Genomic DNA, 26521 nt, shown 5'->3' with positions numbered 1-26521 from the left:
TCCGGTGCGTGCCGCGGGGCGGCTACGAGCCCTCGTGCTTGTGCGGATGCGGGTGCGGGTGCGGCGGGTGGGTGCTCTTGACGTGGGTGCGCAGGCGGGAGGTCACGTCCTCCGGGGGCAGGAAGCGCGACCAGCGTTCCGGGAACTCCGAGGGCATGTCCGGGTCGTCCGGGTCGGGCTCGTAGCCCGCGGCGGCGCGGGCCGCCTGCTCGGCGAGCTGCGCCTCCCGCACCCGCTCGTTCGCCGCGCGCGCCGCGGCGGTGGCGGCGGCCGGCCACACCCGGTCGATCGCGGCGTTCACCGCCGCGCCGACCAGCACGGCGAACGCGGACACGCCGATCCACAGCAGCACGGCGACGGCCGCGGCGAGGGAGCCGTAGATCGTGGCGCCCTCGATGGTGTGGGTGATGTAGATGCGCAGCAGGAAGCTGCCCAGCACCCACATGGCGAGGGCGACCAGGGCGCCGGGCACGTCCTCGATCCACGGGGAGCGCACCGGCACGGACACGTGGTAGAGCGTCGTCAGGAAGACGATGGACAGCACGATCACCACGGGCCAGTACAGGACCTGCACCAGCGTCTCCGACCACGGCACGATCCGCACCACCGCGTCGGGGCCCGCGACCATCAGCGGCAGCGCGATCGAACCGATCAGCAGCGCCACGATGAACAGCAGGAACGACATCACCCGGGTCTTGACGATGCCGCGGACGCCGTCGAGGCCGTACATGACCGTGATGGTGTCGACGAAGACGTTCACCGCGCGGGAGCCGGACCACAGGGCGAACAGGAAGCCGACCGAGATGACGTCGGGCCGGCCGCCCTTGACCACGTCGTGCAGGATCGGCTCGGCGATCTCGGTGACGCCCTTGTCGGACAGGACGGTGCGGGACGCCTCCAGGAGGTTGGTCTCCAGGCTGGTGATGGTGTCGGTGCCGGTCCAGGAGTCGACGTAGCCGAGCAGCCCGATGATGCTGAGCAGCAGCGGCGGCACGGACAGCAGCGTGAAGAAGGCGGCCTCGGCCGCGAGCCCGAGGATGCGGTACTCCATGCAGGAGTTCACGGTGTCCTTCAGCAGCAGCCAGGCCGTCCTCCGTTTGGAGACGTTCCGGTAGAGGGCGCGCGCCCGGTGGAGACGACCGGAGGGCCTCTGCGGGGGTTCACTTGCCTGCTGCACAAACTAAAGGTATCCGCCCTGACCAGGTGCACTCATCCCCCGTCGGCCGGGTAGGTTCGCAGACATGGCAGGCAGCACGCACACCGTGACCAACCAGCCCCCGCCCCTGTCCGGCTACGACGTCTTCACCGCCGACCGCGCCCTGACCGCGGCCGTCGAACGGCACCTCGACCCCGCCCTGCTCGACGAGGCCCGCGGCGAGCTGGCCGCGCTCGGCCGGTCGGCCGGCTCCGCCCAGGTGCAGGAGTGGGGGGTCCAGGCGAACGAGAACCCGCCCCGGCTGCGCACCCACGACCGCTACGGCCACCGGGTCGACGAGGTCGACTTCCATCCGGCCTGGCACCGCCTGCTCGGCAAGGGCGTGGGGGCCGGGCTGACCGCGGCCTGGGTCCGGCCCGGCGGCCATGTGCGCCGGGCCGCCGCCTTCCTGGTGTGGACGCAGCTGGAGGCCGGCAACCTGTGCCCGTTGTCGATGACCCACGCGGCCGTGCCCGCGCTGCGCGCCGAGCCCGCGCTCGCCGCCGAGTGGGAGCCGCGGCTGACGTCCATGATCTACGACCGCGAGCTGCGGCCCGCCCGGCTGAAGGCCGGGGCGCTGTTCGGGATGGGCATGACGGAGAAGCAGGGCGGCAGCGACGTGCGCGCCAACACCACCGCCGCGCGGCCCCTGGCCGAGGCCGGGACCTACGAGCTGACCGGGCACAAGTGGTTCTGCTCGGCTCCCATGTCGGACGGGTTCCTGGTGCTCGCGCAGGCTCCGGAGGGCCTGACCTGCTTCCTCGTCCCGCGGGTCCTGGAGGACGGCGCCCGCAACCCGTTCCTGCTCCAGCGGCTGAAGGACAAGCTCGGCAACCGTTCGAACGCCTCCGGCGAGGTGGAGTTCGACGGGACCTGGGCCCGCCGGGTGGGCGAGGAGGGGCGCGGGGTGCGCACCATCATCGACATGGTGGCGGCGACCCGGCTGGACTGCGTGCTCGGCTCGGCGGGTCTGATGCGGCAGGCGGTCGCCCAGGCGGTGCACCACTGCTCCCACCGCGAGGCGTTCGGCGGCCGGCTCGTCGACAAGCCGCTGATGCGCAACGTGCTGGCCGACCTCGCGGTCGAGTCCGAGGCGGCGACCACCCTCGCGCTCAGGCTCGCGGCCGCCTGCGACGACGGCGGCGAGCAGGAGCGGGCGCTGCTGCGGATCGCGGTGCCGGCCGCGAAGTACTGGGTGACCAAGCGCTGCGCGCCGCTGGTGGTCGAGGCGGCCGAGTGCCTGGGCGGCAACGGGTACGTCGAGGAGTCCGGGCTGCCCCGGCTGGTGCGCGAGTCGCCGCTGAACTCGGTCTGGGAGGGCGCGGGCAACGTGCAGGCGCTGGACGTGCTGCGGGTGCTGCGACGGGAGCCGCGGGCCCTGGACGCCTTCCTGCGGGAGGTCGGGACGGCGCGCGGCGCCGATCACCGGCTCGACAAGGCGATCAAGGACCTGCTGACCGAGCTCGCCGACCTGGACGGTATCGAGGGACGGGCCCGGCGGCTGACCGAGCGGCTCGCGCTGGTGCTGCAGGGCTCGCTGCTGGTCCGGTTCGCGCCGCCGGAGGTCGCGGACGCGTTCTGCGCCGGACGGCTGGGCGGCGACGGCGGCGCGGCCTTCGGGACGCTGCCGCACACCCTGGACCTGGCGTCGGTCGTGGAGCGGGCGCGTCCGGTGTCCTGACCGGGTGGTCGGCGGTGCGGGGGTGGTGCTGCGCCGACACGGCACCACCCCCGCCATCGGCCTGTTCGAGGCCGCGAACGCCGCTCGGGACGGCGTGGCTCAAGTCTCGACCGGGCCCGCAGCCGTTCACCAGGGTTGCAAGGGGTTGCAACTTGCTGCTGTCTGTATGCGGACTGTGCGCGTCCGGTGAGGACACCCGGGCACCATGAGACGGACAGCCGGAACGGGCTGTAGGCTCCCGCCGCCGGAACGACGCGGGAACCGGGGTCCTGAGCGTTTCTCGCAGGAGGGTCATCAGTGGCGCTGTCGCCGACGGATGTGACGCAGCTCGCCGCGGTCGACGCGGCACGTGCGGCGCGGGTGATGAACGAGGTCCGCTCAGCCGCGATCTCCGGGCAGCGCACCCCCGTCGCGCCGCGGCCGGTGATCGGGCAGTCCTGGGCCCGGATGATGCGCCGGGGCGTCGACCCCGAGCGCCACCGCCCGGCTGGGCTGCTGTCCGCGGAGGAGGTGCGGCGGCGGCGGGAGTCCACGGCGCTGCGGCACGTCATGCCGGTGCTCAGGGAAGGGCTGGTGTCGGTCGCGGACGCCGCCCACCACATCATGGTCGTCGCCGACGACGAGGGCCGGGTGCTGTGGCGGGAGGGCAGCGCGCCGGTGCTGCGCAAGGCCGACGGGCTCGGTTTCGAGGTGGGCGCCGACTGGGGCGAGGGGGTCGTCGGCACCAACGGCATCGGCACCCCGGCGGTGGTGCGCCGGCCGGTGCAGGTGTTCGCCGCCGAGCACTTCGTGCGCTCCCTGACCACGTGGACCTGTACCGGCGCCCCGATCACGGACCCGCGTGACGGTCGCCTGATCGGCGTCGTGGACGTCAGCGGGCCGCTGGAGACGATGCATCCGGCCACGCTGGCCTGGGTCGACTCGGTGGCCAAGCTCGCCGAGGCGCGGCTGCGCGAGCTGCACCTGGCCTCGCTGGAGCGGCTGCGGTCGGTGGCGGCGCCGCTGCTGGCCAAGATGGGCGGCCGGGCGGTGGCGGTGGACCAGGACGGCTGGACGGCCGCGTTGACCGGGATGCCGTACACGAACCGGATCGCGCTGCCCAAGTCCCTGTCTCCGGGGCGCCGGTGGCTGCCTCCGCTCGGCCTGTGCTCGGTGGAGCCGCTGGCCGGGGGCTGGCTGATCGGGGCAGTGGACGGGGACGGGCCGGCGCCGCGGGGCGCCACCCGGGTCGTGCTCGACCTCGCCCAGCCGCGCCGCTGGTCGGTGACGGTGACCGGCGGCGCGGGCTCCTGGAGCCGTGAACTGAGTCCGCGGCACGCCGAGTTGCTGTACCTGCTCGCCCTCGACCCGGCGGGCCGCAGCGCGGCGGCGCTGGCCGCGGACGTGTTCGGCGACCCGGCCCGGACGGTGACCGTCCGCGCGGAGATGTCCCGGGTGCGCCGCTACCTCGGGGCGCTGCTGGAACATCGGCCGTATCGTTTCTGCGAGGACGCGGAGGTGGAACTGGTGCTCCCCGGCGACCCCCGGGACCTGCTCCCCCACTCCACGGCCCGCACCATCGCCCACCACCGCACGACCACCCCGGCCTCCACCTCCTGACCTCCGCAGCCGCCCCGCCCCACCGCGCCGCGCCTCGTACCGCGCCGCACCGCGACGACACCGGCCGGCGCGGGCACGCCGGGCCGTCCCACGGACGGGTGCACCGGCGCGGCACGCCGGGCAGCCCGCCTGCCCGCCCCAGGGCGCGCCGCCGCGCGGGCCGACCGGGCCCGCCGTTCCCGCGGCCGACGCGGAGGGCGGCGCCCTCCTCCCCACCGACCCCGTGAACAGAGGCGACCCTGAGCGCACGACGACGGCGGGCACACGGCAACCGCGGCGACCGGCGACCGCGGGCGCACGACGACGGCGGGCGCGGCGCACGACGACCGCAGGCACACGGCGCGGCACACGACAACCGCAGGCGCGCCGCGCGGCACGACGGGCGCCCCCGACCGTCGCCGGTTCACGAGTTCCGCGTAATTGCGGGGTCTTCGTCCGCGAGCGGTACCGGCTGCCGTAGCATCGTGCTTCGGGCCACCCCAGCTGCTCCTTGAGCAACGTACGGATCAACGGGCGCAGTTGGCCCGCCTCGGGAGGTTCGATGAAGCAGCGTGGCAGGCACCGCAGGCGCAAGCGCGGCACAGCGCTGCGCGCTTTCCTGGCCGGGACCGCCCTCGCGCTCACCGCCGCGGCCACCATGATCAGCGCCTCGCAGGCCACGGTCTCGCACGATCCGGGCCCCCTCAGACCGCTGGCGGCGTCCGCCGGACCGCGCCTGACGGAGCATCTCGTGCCGCGGCGCACGCTCGACCGGCTCGCCGCCGCGATGGGCAGGCCCGTCGGCGTGCGCGCCGTCCTCGACGACGCCGACCGGGCCCTGCGCACCGCGGACGACTGTACGTCCGAGGAGCGCACGGCCCTGCCCGTCGAACCGGCGGCCACCCGCGCGTACTGCTGGGACGCCGCCGACACGCGCGGCTGGCGGGCCGGCGCGGTGACCAGCTCCGGGGACGCGGACGACGACGGGCACTGGGGCGCGGACCGGGTACTGCTGTCCGGCTGGTCGCACGACACCGGCCGCGCGGAGCGCCCCGGCGTCGCCCGGGTCGCCTTCGTCGACGCCGGCGACCCCGACCACCTCACCTACACCTGGGCGCTGCTGGCGGTCCCGACGGACGGCGGCCGTGACTACCGGGGCCTGGCCTCCCCCGTCACCGGCATGGTCTGGTACCAGGGCAAACTGCTGGTCACCGCCGCCGACGGCGTCTACGTCTACGACATGCACCGCATCCAGCGGGCCACCGTCGACCGCGGCCCGGTCGGCCGGGTGCGCGGCGGCTGGTCGGCGTACGGAGCCCGGTACGTGCTGCCCGCCGTGGGCTCCTACCGGCCCACCGGCGCGGCCGGCGCCGCGGGCGCCCTGCGCGGCGCCGCCCTCTCCCTCGACCGCAGCACCGCGCCCGACAGCCTGGTCGCGAGCGAGCGGGTGCCCGCGGACAGCGACCGCGCCACGCGCCTGTGGCGCTACGCCTTCAGCACCGCCCCGGCCCGCGCCGGGCTGCTGGCCACCGACGGCACCGGCCGGGCGGCCGTGGACCAGGCCTACGAGACGAAGGAGACCGGCGTCCGGGGCGTACTGGCGTACCGTTCCGCCTGGTTCCTCAGCCGGGGCGCCGACAGCCCGGACGGGCACGGCACGCTGTGGCGGCAGGACAGCGACGGCGCGAAGGCCACCCGGTGCGGCTCCGACGAGAGCCGGCACTGCTGGAGCCCGCAGGCCGGTCCCCTGTCCTACTGGGCGGAGACCGGCGAGCTGTGGTCCCAGTCGGGGCGGGTCCTGTTCGCGCTGCCGCTGACCTCCGTGGACGGATCCCTGGGCTGAGGCGGCCCGGGAACAAGGACAGCCCCCGAGGCGGGCGTACGGGACCGCCCTCCGGGAGACGACGGTCACCGGGACAAGCCGCGCCCAGGGGACGAATCGACAGATCCCCGGGGCGGATGGTTCCCTGGCGGGCATGACCACCATGCCCGTGACCACCTGGTCCCTGGAGCAGACGGCCCCGACGGACCTGCTCCCCGCAGCGGTCCCCGACGGGGATGTCCGCATCGTCCGCTCCGAGGTCCCCTCCCCCGAGTTCAGCCGCTTCCTGTACGCCTCCGTCGGCGGCGACATCCGCTGGACCGACCGCCTCGGCTGGACGTACGCCCGGTGGGAGCAGCAGCTCGGCCGGCCGGGCGTGGAGACATGGGTGGCCTACGACCGGGGCACCCCGGCGGGCTACGTGGAGCTGGAGCCGCAGGACGACGGGGTCGTGGAGATCGTCTACTTCGGCCTGATCCCCGCCTTCCGGGGCCGCCGCATCGGCGGTCACCTCCTGTCCCACGGCGCCGCGCGCGCCTGGGACCTCGCCGACCGCTGGCCGGGGCTCGCGCACACCAAGCGGGTGTGGCTGCACACCTGCAGCAAGGACGGCGAGCACGCCATGGACAACTACCTGCGCCGTGGATTCCGGCTGTTCGACACCAAGGTCGAGGAGGAGCCGGAGGTGGCCGCCCCCGGCCCGTGGCCCGGCGCCTATACCGGTTGACCCGCGCGCACACAGCCGATTCTCAGCCATGTGACCAGCGACACCCTTGTCTCGCAGTGCGAGACAAGGGTGTCCGCATGATGGATAAAGCTGGACTGTGTCCAGATCTCCATGCCACGCTTCCGTCATGCCTGGAACTGGAATTGCCTTGGTGAGTCGGCGACACGTCGACCTCGGCCGCATGTCCAGCGCCATCTGTCCGGCGAGCTGACAGCCCCAGCGACGCCCGACTTCCCCGCATCTCACCGGGTTTCCCCGGAGTTCTCCGACCTCGTCAGCGCAATGTCGCGCGACGGCGCACACGTATGCCCATGCGCGTGCAATGCGCATGTATGCGCAGATCAGAGCCGCTTTCCCGCCTGTCCCGAAGGACGTGTCAACCATGGCCGCCACCCCACAGAACCCTGCCGCCGCGCCTGTCCGCCGCAAGGTGAGCCGTCACCGCGGTGAGGGTCAGTGGGCCGCCGGGCACCACACCCCGCTCAACGGCAACGAGCAGTTCAAGAGGGACGACGACGGTCTCAATGTGCGGACACGCATTGAGACGATCTACTCCAAGCGCGGGTTCGACTCGATCGACCCCAACGACCTGCGCGGGCGCATGCGTTGGTGGGGCCTGTACACCCAGCGCAAGCCCGGGATCGACGGCGGCAAGACCGCGGTCCTGGAGCCGGAGGAGCTGGACGACGAGTACTTCATGCTGCGTGTGCGCATCGACGGCGGCGCTCTGACGACGCAGCAGCTGCGTGTCATCGGCGAGGTCTCGCAGGAGTTCGCGCGCGGCACCGCCGACATCACCGACCGGCAGAACGTCCAGTACCACTGGATCCGCATCGAGGACGTCCCCGAGATCTGGAACCGGCTCGAGGGCGTCGGCCTGTCCACGGTCACCGCCTGCGGCGACACCCCGCGCGTGATGATCGGCTCCCCCGTCGCCGGCATCGCCGAGGACGAGATCATCGACGGCACGCCCGCGCTGGAGGAGATGAAGCGCCGCGTGCTGGGCAACAAGGCGTACTCGAACCTCCCGCGGAAGTTCAAGACGGCCATCTCCGGCTCGCCCGTGCTGGACGTGGTCCACGAGATCAACGACGTGGCGTTCGTCGGCGTCCGCCACCCCGAGCACGGCCCCGGCTTCGACCTGTGGGTCGGCGGCGGCCTGTCCACCAACCCCAAACTCGGTGTGCGGCTGGGCACTTGGGTGGCGCTGGAGGACGTCCCGGACGTCTACGAGGGCGTGCTGTCCATCTTCCGCGACTACGGTTACCGGCGGCTTCGTACGAGGGCCCGCCTGAAGTTCCTGGTCGCCGACTGGGGGCCGGAGAAGTTCCGCCAGGTGCTGGAGGACGAGTACCTGCACCGCAGGCTGACCGACGGTCCCGCCCCCGAGCAGCCGCTCCAGCAGTGGCGCGACCACATCGGCGTGCACCGGCAGAAGGACGGCCGCTACTACGTCGGTTTCGCCCCGCGCGTCGGCCGCGTCGACGGCGCCACCCTGACGAAGATCGCCGACCTCGCCGAGGCGCACGGCTCGGGCCGGGTCCGCACCACCGTCGAGCAGAAGATGATCGTCCTGGACGTCGAGCAGGACCAGGTCGACTCGCTCGTCGAGGGCCTGGAGGCGCTGGACCTCACCGCCCGGCCGTCCTCCTTCCGGCGCGGCACCATGGCCTGCACCGGCATCGAGTTCTGCAAGCTCGCCATCGTCGAGACCAAGCAGCGCGGCAGCTCGCTGATCGACGAGCTGGAGCGCCGCCTGCCGGACTTCGACCAGCCCATCACCATCAACCTCAACGGCTGCCCGAACGCCTGCGCCCGTATCCAGGTGGCGGACATCGGTCTCAAGGGCCAGCTCGTCCTCGACGACAAGGGCGAGCAGGTCGAGGGTTACCAGGTGCACCTCGGCGGCGCGCTCGGCCTGGAGGCCGGGTTCGGCCGGAAGGTGCGCGGCCTGAAGGTCACCGCCGACGAACTGCCGGACTACGTCGAGCGCGTGCTGAAGCGATTCCAGGCGGAACGCGAGGACGGCGAGCGCTTCGCCGCCTGGGCCGCCCGCGCTTCCGAGGAGGCGCTGTCGTGAGCGAGCGGGCCGCACCGTTCTACTGCCCCTACTGCGGCGACGAGGACCTCCGCCCGAATGAGGAAGGCCACGGGGCCTGGGAGTGCGCGGCGTGCAACCGGGCCTTCCGGCTGAAGTTCCTCGGGCTGCTCGCCCGGGGCCTTCAGCACACCGACGCAGGGGGAGAGCAGACATGACGACCGTTCAGGAAGACCGCACGGCGGAGGATCTGAGGGCGCTCGCCGAACAGGCGGGCCGGGACCTGGAGGACGCCTCCGCGCTGGAGATCCTCCAGTGGGCCGCCGAGAACTTCGGCAAGCGCTTCTGCGTGACCTCCTCGATGGAGGACGCGGTGGTCGCCCACCTCGCCTCCCGCGCCCTGCCCGGCGTGGACGTCGTGTTCCTCGACACCGGCTACCACTTCCCGGAGACCATCGGCACCCGCGACGCGGTCGAGGCCGTGATGGACGTCAACGTCATCACGATCACGCCGCGGCAGACGGTCGCCGAACAGGACGCCGAGTACGGCCCGAAGCTGCACGACCGCGACCCCGACCTGTGCTGCAAGCTGCGCAAGGTGCGGCCGCTGGAGCAGGGCCTGCGCGGCTACCTGGCCTGGGCGACCGGCCTGCGCCGCGACGAGTCCCCGACCCGCGCGAACACTCCGGTCGTCGGCTGGGACGAGAAGCGGCGGAAGGTCAAGATCTCCCCGATCGCCCGCTGGACCCAGGACGACGTGGACGCCTACGTCGCCGAGCACGGCGTCCTCACCAACCCGCTGCTGATGGACGGTTACGCCTCCGTCGGCTGCGCGCCCTGCACCCGCCGGGTCCTGGCGGGCGAGGACGCGCGGGCCGGCCGCTGGGCCGGCCGCGCCAAGACCGAGTGCGGGCTGCACGCATGACGACGACCACCGAGACCCAGGAGAACCACGTGACCACCGGAGCCACCGTCTGGCTCACGGGTCTGCCGAGCGCCGGCAAGACCACCATCGCGTACGAGCTGGCCGCCCGGCTGCGCGAGGAGGGCCACCGCGTCGAGGTGCTGGACGGCGACGAGATCCGCGAGTTCATCTCGGCGGGCCTCGGCTTCAGCCGCGAGGACCGGCACACCAACGTGCAGCGCATCGGCTTCGTCGCCGAACTCCTCGCCCGCAACGGCGTGAAGGCGCTCGTCCCGGTGATCGCGCCGTACGCGGACAGCCGTGAGGCGGTTCGCAAGCGCCACCAGGACAGCGGGGCGCCGTACGTCGAGGTGCACGTGGCGACCCCGGTCGAGGTGTGCTCGGTCCGTGACGTGAAGGGCCTGTACGCCAAGCAGGCGGCGGGCGAACTGTCCGGTCTCACCGGGGTCGACGACCCCTACGAGGAGCCGGAGACGCCCGACCTGCGCATCGAGTCGCAGCACCAGACCGTCCAGGAGTCCGCGGCAGCGGTGCACGCGCTGCTCACCGAAAGGGGACTGGCATGACGACGACCGTCGCCGCAGTGGCGGAGGACACGGACAGCCCGTACGCGCTCTCCCACCTCGACGCGCTGGAGTCCGAGGCGGTGCACATCTTCCGGGAGGTCGCGGGCGAGTTCGAGCGGCCGGTAATCCTGTTCTCCGGCGGCAAGGACTCCATCGTCATGCTGCACCTGGCGCTGAAGGCGTTCGCGCCGGCGCCGGTGCCGTTCTCACTGCTGCACGTGGACACCGGGCACAACTTCCCCGAGGTGCTGGAGTACCGCGACCGCACGGTCGCCCGGCACAACCTGCGGCTGCACGTGGCGTCCGTACAGGACTACATCGACCGGGGTGTGCTCAAGGAGCGCCCGGACGGCACCCGCAACCCGCTGCAGACGCTGCCGCTGACGGAGAAGATCCAGAGCGAGCGGTTCGACGCGGTCTTCGGCGGCGGACGCCGCGACGAGGAGAAGGCCCGCGCCAAGGAACGGGTGTTCTCGCTGCGCGACGAGTTCTCGCAGTGGGACCCGCGCCGCCAGCGCCCCGAGCTGTGGAACCTCTACAACGGCCGCCACGCGCCCGGCGAGCACGTCCGCGTCTTCCCGCTGTCCAACTGGACCGAGCTGGACGTCTGGCAGTACATCGCCCGGGAGGGCATCGAGCTGCCGGAGATCTACTTCGCCCACGAGCGCGAGGTGTTCCGGCGGGCCGGCATGTGGCTGACGGCCGGCGAATGGGGCGGGCCGAAGGACGGCGAGACCGTGGAGAAGCGGCAGGTCCGCTACCGCACGGTCGGCGACATGTCCTGCACCGGCGCCGTCGACTCCGACGCCACCACGCTGGACGCCGTGATCGCCGAGATCGCCGCCTCCCGGCTGACCGAGCGCGGCGCGACCCGCGCCGACGACAAGCTCTCCGAGGCCGCGATGGAAGACCGCAAGCGCGAGGGGTACTTCTAATCATGAGCACGATCACGACCGAGGAACTCTCGGCCACCACGCTGCTGCGGTTCGCCACCGCCGGCTCCGTCGACGACGGCAAGTCCACGCTCGTCGGACGGCTGCTGCACGACTCCAAGTCGATCCTCACCGACCAGCTGGAGGCCGTGCAGCGCGCCTCCGCGAGCCGCGGCCAGGACGGTCCCGACCTGGCGCTGCTGACGGACGGCCTGCGCGCCGAACGCGAGCAGGGCATCACCATCGACGTCGCCTACCGCTACTTCGCCACCGCGCGCCGCCGGTTCATCCTCGCCGACACCCCCGGCCACGTGCAGTACACCCGCAACATGGTCACCGGCGCCTCGACGGCCGAGCTGACGGTGATCCTGGTCGACGCCCGCAACGGCGTCGTCGAGCAGACCCGTCGGCACGCCGCGATCGCCGCGCTGCTGCGCGTCCCGCACGTCGTCCTCGCCGTCAACAAGATGGACCTGGTCGACTACCGGGAGCCGGTGTTCGCCGCGATCGCCGAGGAGTTCACGGCGTACGCGACCGAGCTGGGCGTCCCGGAGGTCACCGCCATCCCGATCTCCGCGCTGGCCGGCGACAACGTCGTGGAGCCGTCCTCGAACATGGACTGGTACGGCGGCCCGACCGTGCTGGAGCACCTGGAGACGGTCCCGGTCAGCCACGACCTCAGCCACTGCCACGCCCGGCTGCCCGTGCAGTACGTGATCCGGCCGCAGACCGCCGAGCACCCCGACTACCGCGGTTACGCGGGCCAGATCGCCGCCGGTTCCTTCCGGGTCGGCGAGCAGGTCACCGTGCTGCCCTCGGGCCGCACCTCGCGGGTCTCCGGCATCGACCTGCTGGGCAGGCCGGTCGACGTCGCCTGGACCACCCAGTCGGTGACCATCCTGCTCGAGGACGACATCGACATCTCGCGCGGCGACCTGATCGTGCCCACCAAGGACGCCCCGGCGACCACGCAGGACATCGAGGCGACCGTCTGCCACGTCGCCGACGCCCCGCTGACCGTCGGCCACCGGGTACTGCTCAAGCACGGCACCCGCACGGTCAAGGCGATCGTCAAGGACATCCCGTCCCGGCTCACCCTCGACGACCTGTCGCTGCACCCGCACCCGGGGCAGCTCGTCGCCAACGACATCGGCCGGGTCAAGATCCGCACCGCCGAGCCGCTGCCGGTGGACTCCTACGCCGACTCCCGCCGCACCGGCTCGTTCATCCTGATCGACCCCAGCGACGGCACCACCCTCACCGCCGGCATGGTCGGCGAGTCGTTCGCCTCCCCGGAGCCCGTCAAGGACGAGCCCGAGGACGACGGGTGGGACTTCTGACATGACGGCCACCGACTACTGGTCCACGTTCGCGAAGGAGGGCGGCCGCGTCGGCAGCGGCGACCTCGGCAGCGGGCAGGGCGGAGTGACGCGATGTGTGCGCTGACGTACGCGCACTGCCCGCGCGCCCGCATCCCCCACCGCCGTAGACGCAGACCTGCCGACCTCCCGGCCACGACCTGAGTACGTGACCGCCGGGCCGACGAGAGGAACACCTCCCGTGCCTGCCACCCATGCCGTCCGCCGCCGCTTCGCGGTCATGGCCGTCCTCCCCCTGCTCGCCCTCGCCGCCTGCGGCTACGGGTCCCAGGCCAAGGAGGACGACACCGCCGAGGTCGCCACCGGCGCCGACAAGATCGAGGGCCTCGACTCCGTCAGGATCGGCTACTTCGGCAACCTGACCCACGCCACCGCACTGGTCGGCCGCCGGCAGGGCACCTTCCAGAAGGAACTCGGCGCCACCAAGGCCGAGTACGCCACCTTCAACGCCGGCCCGTCCGAGATCGAGGCCCTCAACTCCGGCTCCATCGACATCGGCTGGATCGGCCCGTCCCCGGCGATCAACGGCTACGCCAAGTCGAACGGCAAGAGCCTGAAGATCATCGGCGGTTCGGCGTCCGGCGGCGTGAAGCTGGTCGTGAATCCGAAGAAGGTCACGTCCCTGAAGGACGTCAAGGGCAAGAAGATCGCCACCCCGCAGCTGGGCAACACGCAGGACGTGGCGTTCCTCAACTGGATCGCCGACCAGGGCTGGAAGGTCGACGCGCAGAGCGGCAAGGGCGACGTCACGGTCGTCCGCAGCGACAACAAGGTGACGCCGGACGCGTTCAAGGCCGGTTCCGTCGACGGCGCCTGGGTGCCGGAGCCGACCGCGTCGAAGCTGGTCGCCGAGGGCGGCAAGGTACTGCTGGACGAGGCGACGCTGTGGCCGGACAAGAAGTTCGTGATCACCAACATCATCGTGCGGCAGAGCTTCCTCAAGGAGCACCCGAAGGCCGTCGAGGCGGTCCTGAAGGCGTCGGTCGAGACCAACAAGTGGATCGCCGCCAACCCGGACGAGGCGAAGGCGGCGGCGAACAAGCAGCTCGAGGCCGACTCCGGCAAGGCCCTCCCGGCCGCCGTCCTCGACCCGGCGTGGAAGTCGATCCAGATCACCGACGACCCGCTGGCCGCCACCCTGAACACCGAGGCGGAGCACGCGGTCAAGGCGGGCCTGCTGGAGAAGCCCGACCTGAAGGGCATCTACGACCTCACGATCCTGAACAAGGTCCTGAAGGCCCAGGGCGCGAGCACGGTCGACGACGCCGGTCTCGGCACCAGCTGAGGCAAGTCCGATGAGTATCCAGGAGGTGACGACCATGGCCACGACCACGACCCTCGTCAAGGCCGACGAGACCGTCGACTACGCGGCGCGCCTTGAGCACGTCTCGAAGTCCTTCACGGGGCCGGGCGGGCAGCAGCTCGTCCTGGACGACATCAGCATCGATGTCGCGCCGGGCGAGTTCGTCACCCTCCTGGGTGCGTCGGGCTGCGGCAAGTCCACGCTGCTGAACCTGGTGGCGGGCCTCGACCAGCCGACCGCCGGCAGCATCACGACGGACGGCCGCCCGGCCCTGATGTTCCAGGAGCACGCCCTCTTCCCGTGGCTGACCGCGGGCAAGAACATCGAACTCGCCCTGAAGCTCAGGGAAGTTCCCAAGCCCGAGCGGCGCGGCAAGGCCGAGCAGCTGCTCGAACTCGTCCGGCTGAAGGGCGCGTACGGCAAGCGCGTGCACGAACTGTCGGGCGGCATGCGGCAGCGGGTGGCGATGGCCCGCGCGCTCGCCCAGGAGAGCAGCCTGCTGCTGATGGACGAGCCGTTCGCGGCGCTGGACGCCATCACCCGGGACGTGCTGCACGACGAACTGACCCGTATCTGGCAGGAGACCGGGCTGTCGGTCCTGTTCGTCACGCACAACGTGCGCGAGGCGGTACGGCTCGCCCAGCGCGTCGTGCTGCTGTCGTCCCGGCCGGGCCGCATCGCGCGCGAGTGGCGGGTAGGCATCCCGCAGCCGCGCCGCATCGAGGACGCTCCCGTGGCGGAACTGTCCCTCGAGATCACCGAAGTACTGCGTGGGGAGATCCGCCGCCATGGCCAGCACTGAGACGACGACGGCCCAGGACACCGGGAGCGTCGAGGCGGGCCTCGACGCGCTGGAGACCACGACCACCGGCCGGACCCCGCTGCGGCAGACCGTCGTCGACAAGATCGTGCCGCCGGTCGTCGCGATCGCGGTGGTCCTGGTGGCCTGGCAGTTCGTCTTCGGCATCGTCGACGACCCCAGCAAGCTGCCCTCCCCCTCCGCCGTGGGCGGCCAGTTCAAGCAGGCCTGGCTCGAGGGCACGCTGCTCGGCTACATCTGGACCAGCGTCTCGCGCGGCCTGCTGGGCTTCTTCTTCGCGCTGCTGATCGGCACCCCGCTGGGGCTGCTGGTGGCGCGGGTGAAGTTCGTGCGGGCGGCGCTCGGGCCGATCCTGTCCGGGCTGCAGTCGCTGCCGTCCGTGGCGTGGGTGCCGCCGGCCGTGATCTGGCTGGGCCTGAACAACTCGATGATGTACGCGGTGATCCTGCTCGGCGCGGTGCCGTCCATCGCCAACGGCCTGGTGTCGGGTGTCGACCAGGTGCCGCCGCTGTTCCTGCGGGCGGGCCGCACCATGGGCGCCACGGGCGTGAAGGGCACCTGGCACATCACCCTGCCGGCCGCGCTGCCCGGCTATGTGGCGGGCCTGAAGCAGGGGTGGGCGTTCTCCTGGCGCTCGCTGATGGCCGCGGAGATCATCGCGTCCTTCCCCGATCTCGGCGTCGGACTGGGCCAGTTGCTGGAGAACGGCCGCAACGCCAGCGACATGGCGATGGTGTTCGAGGCGATCCTGCTCATCCTGTTCGTCGGCATCGCCATCGACCTGCTCGTCTTCAGCCCGCTGGAGCGGTGGGTGCTGCGCAGCCGCGGCCTGCTGGTGAAGGGCTGAACCGCCATGTCCCGACCGGTCCTTCTCGTCGTCGCCCACGGCAGCCGCGATCCACGGCACGCCGCGACCGTGCACGCCCTGGTCGGGCGGGTGCGGTCGCTGCGGCCGGGGCTGCGCGTGGAGACCGGCTTCCTGGACTTCAACGTGCCGTCCGTGCACGGGGTGCTGCAGTCCCTGGCGGCTGAGGGCGTCCGTGACGTGGTGGCCCTCCCGCTGCTGCTGACGCCGGCCTTCCACGCGAAGGCGGACATCCCAGCGGTCCTCAGGGACGCGCCGCCGCGGCTGCGGATCCGTCAGGCGGACGTGCTCGGCCCGTCGCCGCTGCTGCTGTCCGCCCTGGAACGGCGGCTGTGGGAGGCGGGGCTGACGCCCGCCGACAAGTCCTCGACCGGGGTCGTGCTGGCCTCGGCGGGGTCCTCAGACCCGGAGGCGATCGCAGTGATCGCTGATATCGCGCGGGAGTGGCGGCACACCGGTTGGTGCGCCGTGCGGCCTGCGTTCGCCTCCGCGGCCCTGCCCCGCACCGAGGACGCGGTGCGGGAACTGCGGGCGCTGGGCTGCTCCCGGGTGGCGGTCGCCCCATACGTCCTGGCCCCCGGTTTCCTGCCGGACCGGATCGCGCGGGGCGCGGCGGAGGCGGACGTCCTCGCCGACGTGCTCGGCCCGGCGCCCGAGGTGGCGCGGCTGCTGCTGGAACGGTACGACGCGGCGCGACTGCCGCTGGCGGCGGCGGTCGGCGCCTGAGCGCTCCGCTGGGTTCGCCGGGGATCACCGCGCCGGTGCGGTTGTCGGTCGTCTGCTGCGCCGTCGTGGCTGGGCGCGCAGTTCCCCGCGCCCCTTCGGGGCGTTGCCCAACCGGAGCGCGCAGGCACCCGGTCCGACTACACGAAGGACAGGGTGCCCGTGCGGGTGCGTTTCAGTTCGAAGACGTCGGGGTGGGCGGCCAGGACGCGGAAGGCGTCGAAGAGTTCGGCCGCCCGTGGTCCGCGCGGGACCGCCCGCAGTACCGGTCCGAACCACACCGTGCCGTCGACGTGCACGGTCGGCGTGCCCACGTAGCCGCCCGACTCCGGCTCGGCGCCCGCCTGGTGGCTGCGGCGCACCGCGTCGTCGTACGACGGGTCGTGCGCGGCGGCGGCGAGGCCGGCGTCCAGTCCGAGTTCGGCGAGCGCCTCGGCGGTCACGGCGTCGAAGTCGCCGGCGCCGCGTTCGTGGATGCGGGTGCCGAGCGCGGTGTACAGGTCGCGCAGGATCTTCTCCCCGTGCCGTTCGGCGGCGGCGACGGCGACCCGGACCGGGCCGATCGACCTGTCGACCAGGTCGCGGTACCAGTCGGGGAGTTCGTTGCCGGTGTTGTGCAGGTAGAGGCTCATCACATGGAAGCGGAGGTCGAGCGGGCGCTGCCGCTCGACCTCCAGCAGCCAGCGCGAGGTGATCCAGGCGAAGGGACAGGCGGGGTCGAACCAGAAGTCGACGCGGGTGGTTGATCCGTTCGTCATGCCCTCGACGCTAGCCGTCGGGTGGTACAGCGTCTCGACCCAATCGGGCGCCTTCTCATCGGTCCAATGCGGTGCGGGACAGGCGCGGGTCGCGTCCGCTGGAGGCGAGCGCGCGGTCGAAGGCGGGCGCGTCCTCGGGCACCGGCACCGGATCGGCGAAGCCGTCGTACTGCCGGTAGAGGTCGCCGTGCTTCTCGACCACGCCGAGCACGAAGCGGGCCGCCTCGGGCGAGATGCGCAGTTCCTGGCCGGTGGCGGTGGCGACGTCCCAGCCGTGCACCGCCATCTCCTTGATCACCATGGAGGCGATGTCGACGGCGGCCACCTTCGCCATGCCGAGGTCGACCTCGCCCTCCCACACCGCGGGATCGGCCCAGGCCGCGACGGCGCGCTGGAGCCGGTCGGCGTACGACTCGGCCCAGTCGGGCTCCGCGGTGAAGTCGCGGGAGGTCAGCTCCTCGGGGAGCTGCTTGCGCAGCGCGCGGTGCTCCAGGCCGTGGGAGGTGTAGAGGACCCAGTGGTTGACCAGCGCCCGGACGTCCCAGCCGGGGCAGTGGGTGGGGTCGCTCAGCCGGTCCGCCGGGACGCCGCGCGCGATGCGGGCAGCCTCGGCGGCGCACTCGGCCATGTGAGCGTGCATCTTGTCGGTTCCGGGGTTCAGGTCGTCGTGCGTCATGCACGCCACGCTAGGGAAGGCCCGCCGCGGACTCTTGAACAAACGCGACACCCGCCCCGGCGTACCCGCTCACAGGGCCATGGCGGTGAGTTCCGCCAGCTTCAGCACGGTGTTCCAGTTGCGGGTCGTGGCGACGACGCCCCTGGTGATCCGCGGCTTCGCGAGGTACCCGGCGAGCCTGGAGCGGCCGAGGCCCTCGGGCGCGTACAGGTACAGCGCGCGGTCGCCGAGCCGGAACTCCTCCGGCAGGTAGGCGCCCCGGTCGAGCCCGGCGAACCGCTCCTCTTCCACCGGCGCCGAGAAGTAGGTGACGTGGAGCTGCTTGGGCGCCAGGTCGGCGGCGGGGAACGGGCACGCCGCGGCGACCGCCCGCAGATAGGCGTGGTCGCGCACGATGACGTCGACGCCGAAGCCGAAGCGCTGCTCGATCGCCCGCGCGAGCTCGGCGGCCAGGGACTCCTCGTCGCCGTGGCCGGCCGTGAAGACGGCCTGGCCGCTCTGCAGATAGGTCCGCACACCGTCGTGCCCGAGGCCCTCCACGACCGCCCGCAGCTCGGCCATCGGCACCTTCCGCGCGGACCCCACGTTGACCCCGCGCAACAGTGCCGCATACGTCGTCGCCATCCGCCCACCCTAGGGCCACCCCGAGAGCCCGACGCGCCGCCCCCGGAACGGGCGGGACCGGCGGACGGCGGGCGGGCCGCGGCCCGTCTCCCTGACCGCCGTCCCCGAGGAGGGCCGGTAGATGTAGGGGGTCGCCATCCTCCCCAGTGGTGAGAGCGCGGTGTCCGGACGGATGACCCGGGGCCCCGGCACTTCACCGGGCAGTACGACGAGATGTCCTTATGCGGCCCATACCGTCATTACGGAAGGTGGCGGCAAGGAGCCGTCACCGCGTACGAAGGGGCAGGCCCGTCATGAAGAACCGAGAGGCGCAGGTACGCGGGTTCGCCGCCCGGGCCGGCGGCTGGAGCGCCCGGCACCGCTGGGCGGCCGTCGGCATCTGGGTGCTGTTCGTCGTCCTGGCGATGGGGCTCGGTTCGGCGGCGGGCCGTGTCGACGTCAAGGACAGCGACCAGCTGAGCGGCGAGACGCACACCGCCGCGAAGATCGTCGAGGACGCGGGGATCGAGGAGCCGGCCGGTGAGACGGTCCTGATCCAGGCCAAGGGCGGCGGCATCAAGGCCACGGACGCCGAGTTCAAGGCCGCGGTCGCGTCGGTCGTCGAGGCCGTCGAGGCCACCGGCAAGGTCACGGACGTGAAGTCGCCGTACGACACGCGCACGATCTCCCGGGACGGCCGCAGCGCGCTGGTGCAGTTCGACATGCGCGGCGACTCCGAGACCGCGGGCGAGCGCGTCGAGCCGGTGCTCGAGGCCGTCGCGGGGGTCCAGAAGGACCACGAGACGCTGCGGATCGAGGAGATCGGCGGCGCCAGCATGATGAAGACGTTCGACGACGCGTTCGGGGACGACTTCCAGAAGGCCGAGTACTCGGCGGTGCCCGTGGCCCTCGGCATTCTGCTCATCGCCTTCGGCGCCCTGGTGGCCGCGCTGCTGCCGGTCGCGCTGGCGATCACCGCGATCATCGCGACGATGGGCCTGATGGGCGTCGTCAGCCATCTGCAGCCGATGAGCGACACCGCCAACTCCGTGATGCTGCTGGTGGGTCTGGCGGTCGGCGTCGACTACTGCCTGTTCTACCTGCGCCGCGAGCGTGAGGAGCGCGCCGCCGGGCGGGACGCGCAGACGGCCCTCAGGGTCGCCGCCGCCACCAGCGGCCGGGCGATCGTCGTCTCCGGGGTCACGGTGTGCGTGGCGATGGCGGGCATGCTGTTCACCGGGCTCGCCGAGTTCGAGGCGATGGGCCTGGCGTCGCTGATGGTGGTGGCGGTCGCCATGGTCGGCTCGGTCACCGTCCTGCCCGCGCTCCTGTCGCTGCTGGGCGAGCGGGTCGAGAAGGGCCGCATCCCCTTCCTGCACAAGGCCATGCGGCGCCGTGCCGCCCGCGGCGACGGCGGCAGCCGGTTCTGGACGGCGGTACTGCGCGGGGTGCTCGCCAAGCCCCTGGTGTCCGTGCTGGTGGCGGCGGGCGCGCTGCTGGCGATCGCGGCCCCCGCGGTCGGCATGAAGACCCAGAACCTCACGCTGAACCAGGAGTTCGGCGACTCGCTGCCGATCGTGCAGACGTACAACCGGGTCAACGACGCCTTCCCGGGCGGCTCGGAGCCGGCCGAGGTGATCGTCAAGGCGAAGGACATCAACGCCCCCGAGGTGAAGGACGCGCTGGCCGCGTTCCGCGACCGGGCGATCAGCTCGGGCGCCTCACGCGGCCCCGTGCAGATCACGCTGCACGACGCGCAGAACATCGCCTATGTGTACGTCCCGCTCGTCGGCGGCTCCGACCTGGACAAGGCCGGGGCGAGCCTGGAGAAGCTGCGCGACGAGGTACGGCCGGCCACGCTCGGCAAGGTCGACGGCGTCCAGGCGCCGATCACCGGACAGGTCGCCGGCTCGCACGACTTCAACGACCAGCTCGCCGGCGCCGTCATCCCGGTGTTCGCGTTCGTGGTGGTCTTCGCCTTCCTGCTGATGCTGCTGTCGTTCCGCTCGCTGACGATCGCGGTCACCTCGATCGTGCTCAACCTGCTGTCGGTGGGCGCCGCGTACGGCATCCTCGTCGCCGTCTTCCAGCACGGCTGGGGCGCCTCCCTGGTCGGCGCGGAGGGCGTCGGCGCCATCATCACCTGGCTGCCGCTGTTCCTGTTCGTGATCCTGTTCGGACTGTCGATGGACTACCACGTGTTCGTGGTCTCCCGGATCCGCGAGGCGCGCCTGCGGGGCCGTACGACGAAGGACGCGATCCGGCACGGCGTGGTCACCACGGCGGGCGTCGTCACCAGCGCCGCGGTCATCATGGTCGCCGTCTTCGCGATCTTCGGCACGCTGTCCATGCAGTCCATGAAGCAGATGGGCGTCGGCCTCGCGGCCGCGGTGCTGATCGACGCGACGGTCATCCGCGGCGTGCTGCTCCCGGCGGTGATGGCGCTGCTGGGCGAGCGCAACTGGTACCTGCCGCGCTGGATGCACCGGCTGCCCGACCTCACGCACGACGAGTCGCCGGAGGCGGTCGTGCACGGCACACACGGTACGCACGGCACGCGTGACGACGAGGACGAGGGCGAGCCGGTGACCGTCTGATCCCACCCGGTCCCACCCGGCACCGCCGGAACCGCGGGCCCGTCGGACTCCCTCCCTGGGGGCCGACGGGCCCGCGCCGTTGCCTCGGACGCATGAACCGTCCCACCCGGGCGCGCGTAGCGCCTGGTCCCACCCGGGCGCGCGTACGGTCCGACCTGGGCGGATGCGACACTGGCCGACGGACGGCGGGAGTCCGGGGCCGTCCGCGGCGGGCGCACGGCGCACGACGCGCCACGGGACGAGACACGGAGGCGGACATTGGACGAGGCACGGGCGCGGGAGGTACTGGCCGCGGCACGGGTGCTGCCCGGCCCGGCGGAAGAGGCACGGCTGCTCGCCCTGGGCGAGAACGCGGTGTTCGCCGCCGACGGCCTCGTCGTCAAGGTCGGCCGCGACGCCGAACTCCTGGACCGGGCGCGCCGGGAGCTGGACGTCGCGCTGTGGCTCGCCGGAGCGGGCGTGCCGGCGGCGCGGGCGGCGCGGCCCGAGCCGCTGCTCGTGGCGGGGCACCCGGTGACCGTGTGGCACCGGCTGCCCGACGCCGTACGGCCCGCCGAGCCCCGGGACCTGGCCGGGCTGCTGCGGATCGTGCACGCCCTGCCCGCCCCGCCGTTCGCCCTGCCGCCGCGCGAGCTGCTGGGCGGCGTGGAGCGCTGGCTGCGGCTCGCGGGGGACGCCGTCGACCCGGCGGACGCGGCGTACCTGCGCGAGCGCCGCGACGGGTTCGCGGCGGCCGCGGCCGCGCTCACCCCGCATCTGCCGCCCGGCCCCATCCACGGGGACGCGCTCCCCCGCAACGTGCACGTCGGTCCGGACGGCCCGGTCCTGGTCGACCTGGAGACCTTCTCCGCCGACCTGCGGGAGCACGACCTGGTGGTCCTGGCCCTGTCCCGCGACCGCTACGGGCTGCCCGCCGAGGCCTACGACTCCTTCACCGAGGCCTACGGCTGGGACGTGCGCGAGTGGGACGGCTGCTCGGTGCTGCGCGGCGCGCGGGAGACGGCGAGCTGCGCCTGGGTCGCCCAGCACGCGCCGGGCAACCCGAAGGCGCTGGCCGAGTTCCGGCGGCGGGTGGCGTCGCTGCGGGACGGGGACGAGACGGTGCGGTGGTACCCGTTCTGAGGGCCTGAGCGACAGCTAGGAGGCGTCGGCGTCCCGTTCCTGGAGAGTGTCGGCGTCTCGCTTCAGGATGGTGTCGGCGTCCCGTTCCTGGAGAGTGTCGGCGTCTCGCTTCAGGATGGTGTCGGCGTCTCGTTCCTGGATGGTGTCGGCGGCGCGGCGCAGCTCGGCCAGGACCGTGCGGACCGCCGTGCGGGCCGTGCGTTCGGGCCGGTACAGCACGTCGATGTGGCGTCGCGCCCGCACTCCGGCGAGCGGTCTGAGGACCAGCGCGGGATGCGGGCGGGTCGTCCAGCGCGGCATCAGCGCGATGCCGCCGCCGGCCGCCACCGCCTCGGCGACCACCGCGAACTCGTTGATGCGGTGGACCAGCCGCAGCCGCCGTCCGGCCGCGGCGGCGATCGCCTCGACGGTCGCCATCACCGGGAAACCGTCGTGCACGGTGATCCACGGCTCGTCGGCCACGTCGCGCGGGGTGACGCCGGGCTTCGCGGCCAGCGGGTGCCCGGCGGGCATCGCCACGTCCAGCGGCTCGCGCAGCAGTGTGGTCGCGGTCACCGTGCCCGGCCACGGCGGAGCGTGCTCGAGGCGGTGGGCGAGGACGAGGTCGTAGTCCCGGGTGAGCCGGGGGAAGTCCTCCTGCGGGACGTCCTCGTCGGCCAGCCGCGGCACCGGCCCGCCAGGACCGGCGAGCGCGCGCAGCAGCGGCGGGAAGAACGCGGCGCCCGCACTGTGGAACGCCGCCACCGACACCTCCGCGTCCGGCCGGGCGACGAACTCCTCCACGGTGTGCCGGGCCCGCGCGAGCGCGGTCTCCACCTCGGCCGCCGCGCCCGCCAGCGCCTGCCCGGCGTCGGTGAGCACGAGCCGCCGGCCCTGGCGCTCGGTGAGCGGCACGGGGATCGCCCGCTGCAGCAGCCGCAGTTGCTGCGAGATCGCCGACGGGGTCACCAGCAGCGCGTCGGCGACCGCCGTGACACTGCCCAGTTCGCCGAGTTCCCGCAGGATCCGCAGCTGCCGTTCGTCCATGGCGGCAGTGTAGGCCGACTATGTAGAGCTGCTAAAAGATCCTTTTAGAAGATGGCTCTGGGCTTCACGGTGGCCTGTGGTGCACCGTGGGCGGGTGTCCGACGTCCGCCGTACCGATGCGGTACTCCTCCTTGTCGCGCTCGTCTGGGGTTCCAGCTACCTGTCCGCCCAGACCGCCACGTCCGCGCTGCCCGTCCTGCTGGTGCTGTTCGCCCGCTACGCCCTCTCCGCCCTCGCCTGTCTCGCCCTCGTCGCCGGCCGGCGGCGCGGGTCGCGGCGGTGGACGCGGGAGGAGGTGCGGGCCGGGGTGCCGCTGGGGCTCACCCAGGCCGCGGTCCTCGTCGTGGAGACGTACGGCGTCGCCCACACCACCGCCGCCAACGCGGGCCTGATCATCAGCCTGACCATCGTGCTCACCCCGCTCCTGGACCGCGGCGGCCGGCGCGGCACGCTGCCGCCGTCGTTCTTCGCCGCGGCCGGCGTGTGCGTGCTGGCGGTCGCGCTGCTGATGTCCGGCACCGGCTTCCACGCGCCGCGCCTCGGTGATCTGCTGATGCTCGGCGCCGCGCTGGTGCGGGCGGCGCACGTCGCGCTCGTCGGCCGGCTCACCGCGGGCCGGGCGATCCGGCCCGCGCACCTGACGACGGTGCAGACCCTCGTCGGCACGGCACTGTTCCTGCCCACCGCCGCCTCCGGTCTGCCGGCCCTGACCGGCGCCGGCCCGGCGATCTGGGCCCAGCTGCTGTATCTCGCCCTGTTCTGCAGCGTGTTCGCGTTCCTCGCACAGACCTGGGCCGTGCAGCGCACCTCCGCGAGCCGGGCCAGCCTGCTGCTGGGCACCGAGCCGGTCTGGGCCGTCGCGGTGGGCATCGCCCTCGGCGGCGAACGCCTCACCCCGCTCACCGCCCTCGGCGCCACCATGATGGTCGCCGGCACCTACTGGGGCCAGTCCGTGGAACGCGCCCACCGCACCGCGCCCCCGGACGAGACCGGCCTCCGCACCCGCGACACCCACGACGCCGCGGAAACCCAGGACGCCACCGAAACCCGCGGCATCCGCGACACCCAGGACGAGGACACCCGATGCCGGACCACGACACCTACCAGCGTCTGATCTCCCTTCTCGACGACTCCCGCGTCGACTACAAGCTCATCGACCACGTGCCCGAAGGCGCCACCGACACCGTGAGCACGCTGCGCGGGCACCCGGTGTCCGAGGCCGCGAAGTGCATCGTGCTGCGGGTCAAGGTCGACCGCCGCACCACCCGGCATGTCCTGGCGGTCGTCCCCGGGGACCGGCGCGTGGACCTGGACGCCGTGCGCACGCTGTTCGCGGCACGGTACGCCGGGTTCAGCGACGCGGAGACGGCCGAGCGGCTGGCCCGCGCGGTGCCCGGCAGCGTGCTGCCGTTCAGCTTCGACCCGGATCTGGAACTCGTCGCCGACCCGGAGGTCGTGGCGCGGGCGCACCTCTACTTCAACGCCGCCCGCCTGGACCGGTCGCTGCGCATCTCGGGCGCGGACTACGCCCGGGTGGCGCGGCCCCGCGTGGCGCCGATCGCGGGCCCCGCGCCTGCCTGACGCAAGAGGCGGACGACGGGCGACCCGGCGGATGGGCGAGCCGACGGACGGGCGACCCGGCGGACGGGCGGGTCACACGGTCTCGTCCGCCGGTTCCCGCAGCGGCCACGTCCCGTCCACCACCGCCGCCGCGTCCCCCTTGCGGCGCAGGAAGGACTGGAAGTCCGCCGCCCACTCGGCGTACCACTCGATCTGACGGCGGTGCAGCTCCGCCGGGCCGAGGGCCGCGATCTTGGGGTGGCGGCCGGCTATCGCGCGGGCCAGACGGGCCGCGGCGAGCGCGTCGGCGGCGGCGTCGTGGGCGGCGTCCAGCGGGACGCCGTACTCCGTGCAGACCGCCTCGAGGTTGCGCTTGCCGCGCCGGTAGCGGTCGACCCACCGGTCGATGGTGTACGGGTCGACGACCGGAGCGGGGTCGCGGCCGCCGAGGCGGTCCCGCAGCGACGGCAGCCCGTGCCGGCGCAGCTCCGCGGAGAGCAGGCTCAGGTCGAAGGCCTTATCCACGCATGACCGTGTCTCACGATCTCCGTCGTCGTTGATCGGCCAGGGGGTGCGATCAAATGGAGATCTTCTTCACCGACCCGGAAGCGTTGGAAGCGGCCGGGGTGACCGATACACAAAGGGCTCTGGAAAAACACGGGTTGCATACCGGTGCGCCGTTCATCCTCAGCGATGACGGCAGCTACGACGTACATCTGAACCGCTTCCTGTGGTCCTTACCGACCCTCGGGGTGAGGTCGGCGAACTCCTGGCGGGCTTACGCGCTCGATCTGCTGACGTGGGGTCGGTTCCTGCACGAGCATCGAGGCAAGACCGTCTGGCAGGCCGACCGCGACGACGTGACGGCCTTCCACAGGGCCCGGCGAATCTCGCCCGACCCCACGCAGGTCATCTCGGCCTCCACCTGGAACCGGTCCGTCGCGGCCTTGGACAAGTTCTACACCTGGGCGGCGGATGAGGGTCTGATCGGGCGGACGCCGTTCAAGTACTACGAGAACTCACGGCGAGCGGAATCGGGCCGGCAAGTGCCCGTCCGTAACAACCGCGCGGTGGAGAAGGCCGCCAAGCGCGGGTCCGTCAAGTTCCTCTCCGTGCCTCGATATGCGGCTTTCCGCGATGTCGGACTGCGTGGTCAACGGCCGCCAGGAGCCGCCGATCCGTCATTCCGCGGCCGTAACGCGGAACGCAACGTCGTCATGGCGGAGTTACTGGTCACCACCGGCTTGCGCATCGAGGAGGCCGCGTCGCTGTGTTGGCCGGAACTTCCCGCCCCGGACTGCCAGGACGGAAAGAAGAGCGTGCCGTTCGACCTGGCGCCGCCGACCGCAAAACGGGACAAGGGGCGCAGAATCCTCCTGCCGAACCGGATCGTCGCGTCCCTGGCCGATTACATGGAGATCGAACGGTCCTTGGTGCTTGACCAGTGGAATGCCCGAGGCCGTCCGCTGCCTGCCAATGCGGTGTTGGGGAGCCAACCCGACCGCCGGGGCGTACGGATGCAGACAAAGGGGGTCTTCGAAGTTGAGCGGTGCGGTGGTTCGGCTGGCTGATGTGCTGTCACGCTCCGTGGCCGGTCGGGGCCCCGAATGCAGGATGCCCGTGGT

Annotated in this window: 25 protein-coding genes and 1 pseudogene; 20 read left to right on the top strand and 6 right to left on the bottom strand. The window is 72.5% G+C overall.

Annotated elements, in window-relative coordinates:
• Window positions 1-22: 22 nt before the first annotated feature.
• On the bottom strand, window positions 23-1177 hold the full coding sequence (locus tag ACH4ZX_RS36860; protein ID WP_398282705.1) for a YihY/virulence factor BrkB family protein: 1155 nt from the start codon (window positions 1175-1177) through the stop codon (window positions 23-25).
• 64 nt (window positions 1178-1241) lie between these two features.
• On the opposite strand from ACH4ZX_RS36860, the gene ACH4ZX_RS36855 reads away from it, so the two are divergent.
• From ACH4ZX_RS36855 to ACH4ZX_RS36785, 15 genes are all read left to right on the top strand, one after another.
• Complete coding sequence (locus ACH4ZX_RS36855) at window positions 1242-2876, top strand: acyl-CoA dehydrogenase family protein (RefSeq protein ID WP_398282703.1); 1635 nt, start codon at window positions 1242-1244, stop codon at window positions 2874-2876.
• A 297-nt stretch (window positions 2877-3173) separates the two neighbouring features.
• Window positions 3174-4475, top strand: a complete 1302-nt coding sequence (locus ACH4ZX_RS36850) for a GAF domain-containing protein (RefSeq protein ID WP_398282701.1) — start codon at window positions 3174-3176, stop codon at window positions 4473-4475.
• 541 nt (window positions 4476-5016) lie between these two features.
• Window positions 5017-6297, top strand: coding sequence for a hypothetical protein (locus ACH4ZX_RS36845; protein ID WP_398282699.1), 1281 nt, complete (start codon window positions 5017-5019; stop codon window positions 6295-6297).
• 133 nt (window positions 6298-6430) lie between these two features.
• Entirely contained in the window at window positions 6431-7003 is a 573-nt protein-coding gene (locus ACH4ZX_RS36840) for a GNAT family N-acetyltransferase (protein WP_398282697.1), read from the top strand.
• 127 nt (window positions 7004-7130) lie between these two features.
• Window positions 7131-7214, top strand: a complete 84-nt coding sequence (locus ACH4ZX_RS36835) for a putative leader peptide (protein ID WP_310739661.1) — start codon at window positions 7131-7133, stop codon at window positions 7212-7214.
• A gap of 171 nt (window positions 7215-7385) precedes the next feature.
• Window positions 7386-9083, top strand: coding sequence for a nitrite/sulfite reductase (locus ACH4ZX_RS36830; protein WP_398282695.1), 1698 nt, complete (start codon window positions 7386-7388; stop codon window positions 9081-9083).
• Window positions 9080-9259 carry a hypothetical protein gene (locus tag ACH4ZX_RS36825; protein WP_398282693.1) on the top strand — a complete coding sequence of 60 codons (180 nt, stop codon included), beginning with the start codon at window positions 9080-9082 and terminating at the stop codon, window positions 9257-9259. The genes ACH4ZX_RS36830 and ACH4ZX_RS36825 overlap by 4 nt, the downstream gene beginning before the upstream one ends.
• Window positions 9256-9966 carry a phosphoadenylyl-sulfate reductase gene (locus ACH4ZX_RS36820; protein WP_398282691.1) on the top strand — a complete coding sequence of 237 codons (711 nt, stop codon included), beginning with the start codon at window positions 9256-9258 and terminating at the stop codon, window positions 9964-9966. The genes ACH4ZX_RS36825 and ACH4ZX_RS36820 overlap by 4 nt, the downstream gene beginning before the upstream one ends.
• The gene (gene cysC, locus ACH4ZX_RS36815) at window positions 9963-10532 is read left to right on the top strand and encodes an adenylyl-sulfate kinase (RefSeq protein WP_324786806.1); all 570 of its coding nucleotides are present in this window, start codon (window positions 9963-9965) and stop codon (window positions 10530-10532) included. Before ACH4ZX_RS36820 ends, cysC begins: the two co-directional genes overlap by 4 nt.
• Window positions 10529-11467: a sulfate adenylyltransferase subunit CysD gene (cysD, locus tag ACH4ZX_RS36810; protein WP_398282689.1), complete on the top strand. Its 939-nt coding sequence runs from the start codon at window positions 10529-10531 to the stop codon at window positions 11465-11467. Before cysC ends, cysD begins: the two co-directional genes overlap by 4 nt.
• A gap of 2 nt (window positions 11468-11469) precedes the next feature.
• A complete protein-coding gene (locus tag ACH4ZX_RS36805; RefSeq protein ID WP_398282687.1) occupies window positions 11470-12804 on the top strand; it encodes a sulfate adenylyltransferase subunit 1 in 1335 nt (444 codons plus the stop codon).
• 220 nt (window positions 12805-13024) lie between these two features.
• A complete protein-coding gene (locus tag ACH4ZX_RS36800) occupies window positions 13025-14128 on the top strand; it encodes an aliphatic sulfonate ABC transporter substrate-binding protein (RefSeq protein ID WP_398282685.1) in 1104 nt (367 codons plus the stop codon).
• Window positions 14129-14138: 10 nt separating this feature from the next.
• Window positions 14139-14948, top strand: coding sequence for an ABC transporter ATP-binding protein (locus tag ACH4ZX_RS36795; RefSeq protein ID WP_398282683.1), 810 nt, complete (start codon window positions 14139-14141; stop codon window positions 14946-14948).
• Complete coding sequence (locus tag ACH4ZX_RS36790) at window positions 14935-15813, top strand: ABC transporter permease (protein WP_398282681.1); 879 nt, start codon at window positions 14935-14937, stop codon at window positions 15811-15813. The genes ACH4ZX_RS36795 and ACH4ZX_RS36790 overlap by 14 nt, the downstream gene beginning before the upstream one ends.
• Window positions 15814-15819: 6 nt before the next feature.
• Window positions 15820-16557, top strand: coding sequence for a sirohydrochlorin chelatase (locus ACH4ZX_RS36785; protein WP_398282679.1), 738 nt, complete (start codon window positions 15820-15822; stop codon window positions 16555-16557).
• Window positions 16558-16694: 137 nt separating this feature from the next.
• Here the strand turns inward: ACH4ZX_RS36785 and ACH4ZX_RS36780 are convergent, their stop codons facing one another.
• The 3 genes from ACH4ZX_RS36780 to ACH4ZX_RS36770 form a co-directional block, all read right to left on the bottom strand.
• Complete coding sequence (locus ACH4ZX_RS36780) at window positions 16695-17312, bottom strand: DsbA family protein (RefSeq protein ID WP_398282677.1); 618 nt, start codon at window positions 17310-17312, stop codon at window positions 16695-16697.
• Window positions 17313-17367: 55 nt separating this feature from the next.
• Window positions 17368-17988: a TIGR03086 family metal-binding protein gene (locus ACH4ZX_RS36775; protein ID WP_398282675.1), complete on the bottom strand. Its 621-nt coding sequence runs from the start codon at window positions 17986-17988 to the stop codon at window positions 17368-17370.
• A 69-nt stretch (window positions 17989-18057) separates the two neighbouring features.
• Entirely contained in the window at window positions 18058-18612 is a 555-nt protein-coding gene (locus ACH4ZX_RS36770; RefSeq protein ID WP_398282673.1) for a DUF1697 domain-containing protein, read from the bottom strand.
• Between the two features lie 293 nt (window positions 18613-18905).
• On the opposite strand from ACH4ZX_RS36770, the gene ACH4ZX_RS36765 reads away from it, so the two are divergent.
• Window positions 18906-21188, top strand: a complete 2283-nt coding sequence (locus tag ACH4ZX_RS36765) for an MMPL family transporter (protein ID WP_398282671.1) — start codon at window positions 18906-18908, stop codon at window positions 21186-21188.
• Window positions 21189-21446: 258 nt separating this feature from the next.
• Window positions 21447-22310, top strand: coding sequence for a phosphotransferase enzyme family protein (locus tag ACH4ZX_RS36760; protein ID WP_398282669.1), 864 nt, complete (start codon window positions 21447-21449; stop codon window positions 22308-22310).
• A 15-nt stretch (window positions 22311-22325) separates the two neighbouring features.
• On the opposite strand, the gene ACH4ZX_RS36755 is transcribed toward ACH4ZX_RS36760, so the two are convergent.
• Complete coding sequence (locus ACH4ZX_RS36755) at window positions 22326-23336, bottom strand: LysR family transcriptional regulator (protein ID WP_398282667.1); 1011 nt, start codon at window positions 23334-23336, stop codon at window positions 22326-22328.
• A 94-nt stretch (window positions 23337-23430) separates the two neighbouring features.
• On the opposite strand from ACH4ZX_RS36755, the gene ACH4ZX_RS36750 reads away from it, so the two are divergent.
• Together ACH4ZX_RS36750 and ACH4ZX_RS36745 are read left to right on the top strand one after the other, a co-directional pair.
• Window positions 23431-24450: a DMT family transporter gene (locus tag ACH4ZX_RS36750; protein ID WP_398282665.1), complete on the top strand. Its 1020-nt coding sequence runs from the start codon at window positions 23431-23433 to the stop codon at window positions 24448-24450.
• Window positions 24420-24917 (top strand): YbaK/EbsC family protein, encoded by a 498-nt coding sequence (locus ACH4ZX_RS36745; RefSeq protein WP_398282663.1) that lies wholly within the window; start codon window positions 24420-24422, stop codon window positions 24915-24917. Before ACH4ZX_RS36750 ends, ACH4ZX_RS36745 begins: the two co-directional genes overlap by 31 nt.
• A gap of 72 nt (window positions 24918-24989) precedes the next feature.
• On the opposite strand, the pseudogene ACH4ZX_RS36740 reads toward ACH4ZX_RS36745, so the two are convergent.
• A pseudogene (locus tag ACH4ZX_RS36740) lies at window positions 24990-25412 on the bottom strand (3'-5' exonuclease); the annotation flags it as partial.
• Window positions 25413-25477: 65 nt separating this feature from the next.
• Here ACH4ZX_RS36740 and ACH4ZX_RS36735 point away from each other — a divergent pair.
• Window positions 25478-26467: a tyrosine-type recombinase/integrase gene (locus ACH4ZX_RS36735; RefSeq protein ID WP_398282660.1), complete on the top strand. Its 990-nt coding sequence runs from the start codon at window positions 25478-25480 to the stop codon at window positions 26465-26467.
• Window positions 26468-26521 lie beyond the last annotated feature (54 nt).

The organism is Streptomyces sp. NPDC020490 (assembly GCF_044335305.1).
Classification (GTDB): domain Bacteria; phylum Actinomycetota; class Actinomycetes; order Streptomycetales; family Streptomycetaceae; genus Streptomyces.
This window is presented reverse-complemented; position numbering and strand designations above follow the sequence as displayed.

Coding starts and splice junctions, on each gene's coding strand:
- ACH4ZX_RS36830 (WP_398282695.1), top strand. CDS start 7,386: ATGGCCGCCACCCCACAGAACCCTGCCGCCGCGCCTGTCCGCCGCAAG.
- ACH4ZX_RS36805 (WP_398282687.1), top strand. CDS start 11,470: ATGAGCACGATCACGACCGAGGAACTCTCGGCCACCACGCTGCTGCGG.
- ACH4ZX_RS36855 (WP_398282703.1), top strand. CDS start 1,242: ATGGCAGGCAGCACGCACACCGTGACCAACCAGCCCCCGCCCCTGTCC.
- ACH4ZX_RS36755 (WP_398282667.1), bottom strand. CDS start 23,336: ATGGACGAACGGCAGCTGCGGATCCTGCGGGAACTCGGCGAACTGGGC.
- ACH4ZX_RS36785 (WP_398282679.1), top strand. CDS start 15,820: ATGTCCCGACCGGTCCTTCTCGTCGTCGCCCACGGCAGCCGCGATCCA.
- cysD (WP_398282689.1), top strand. CDS start 10,529: ATGACGACGACCGTCGCCGCAGTGGCGGAGGACACGGACAGCCCGTAC.
- ACH4ZX_RS36790 (WP_398282681.1), top strand. CDS start 14,935: ATGGCCAGCACTGAGACGACGACGGCCCAGGACACCGGGAGCGTCGAG.
- ACH4ZX_RS36765 (WP_398282671.1), top strand. CDS start 18,906: ATGAAGAACCGAGAGGCGCAGGTACGCGGGTTCGCCGCCCGGGCCGGC.
- cysC (WP_324786806.1), top strand. CDS start 9,963: ATGACGACGACCACCGAGACCCAGGAGAACCACGTGACCACCGGAGCC.
- ACH4ZX_RS36840 (WP_398282697.1), top strand. CDS start 6,431: ATGACCACCATGCCCGTGACCACCTGGTCCCTGGAGCAGACGGCCCCG.
- ACH4ZX_RS36745 (WP_398282663.1), top strand. CDS start 24,420: ATGCCGGACCACGACACCTACCAGCGTCTGATCTCCCTTCTCGACGAC.
- ACH4ZX_RS36835 (WP_310739661.1), top strand. CDS start 7,131: ATGCCTGGAACTGGAATTGCCTTGGTGAGTCGGCGACACGTCGACCTC.
- ACH4ZX_RS36820 (WP_398282691.1), top strand. CDS start 9,256: ATGACGACCGTTCAGGAAGACCGCACGGCGGAGGATCTGAGGGCGCTC.
- ACH4ZX_RS36780 (WP_398282677.1), bottom strand. CDS start 17,312: ATGACGAACGGATCAACCACCCGCGTCGACTTCTGGTTCGACCCCGCC.
- ACH4ZX_RS36845 (WP_398282699.1), top strand. CDS start 5,017: ATGAAGCAGCGTGGCAGGCACCGCAGGCGCAAGCGCGGCACAGCGCTG.
- ACH4ZX_RS36735 (WP_398282660.1), top strand. CDS start 25,478: ATGGAGATCTTCTTCACCGACCCGGAAGCGTTGGAAGCGGCCGGGGTG.
- ACH4ZX_RS36770 (WP_398282673.1), bottom strand. CDS start 18,612: ATGGCGACGACGTATGCGGCACTGTTGCGCGGGGTCAACGTGGGGTCC.
- ACH4ZX_RS36775 (WP_398282675.1), bottom strand. CDS start 17,988: ATGACGCACGACGACCTGAACCCCGGAACCGACAAGATGCACGCTCAC.
- ACH4ZX_RS36795 (WP_398282683.1), top strand. CDS start 14,139: ATGAGTATCCAGGAGGTGACGACCATGGCCACGACCACGACCCTCGTC.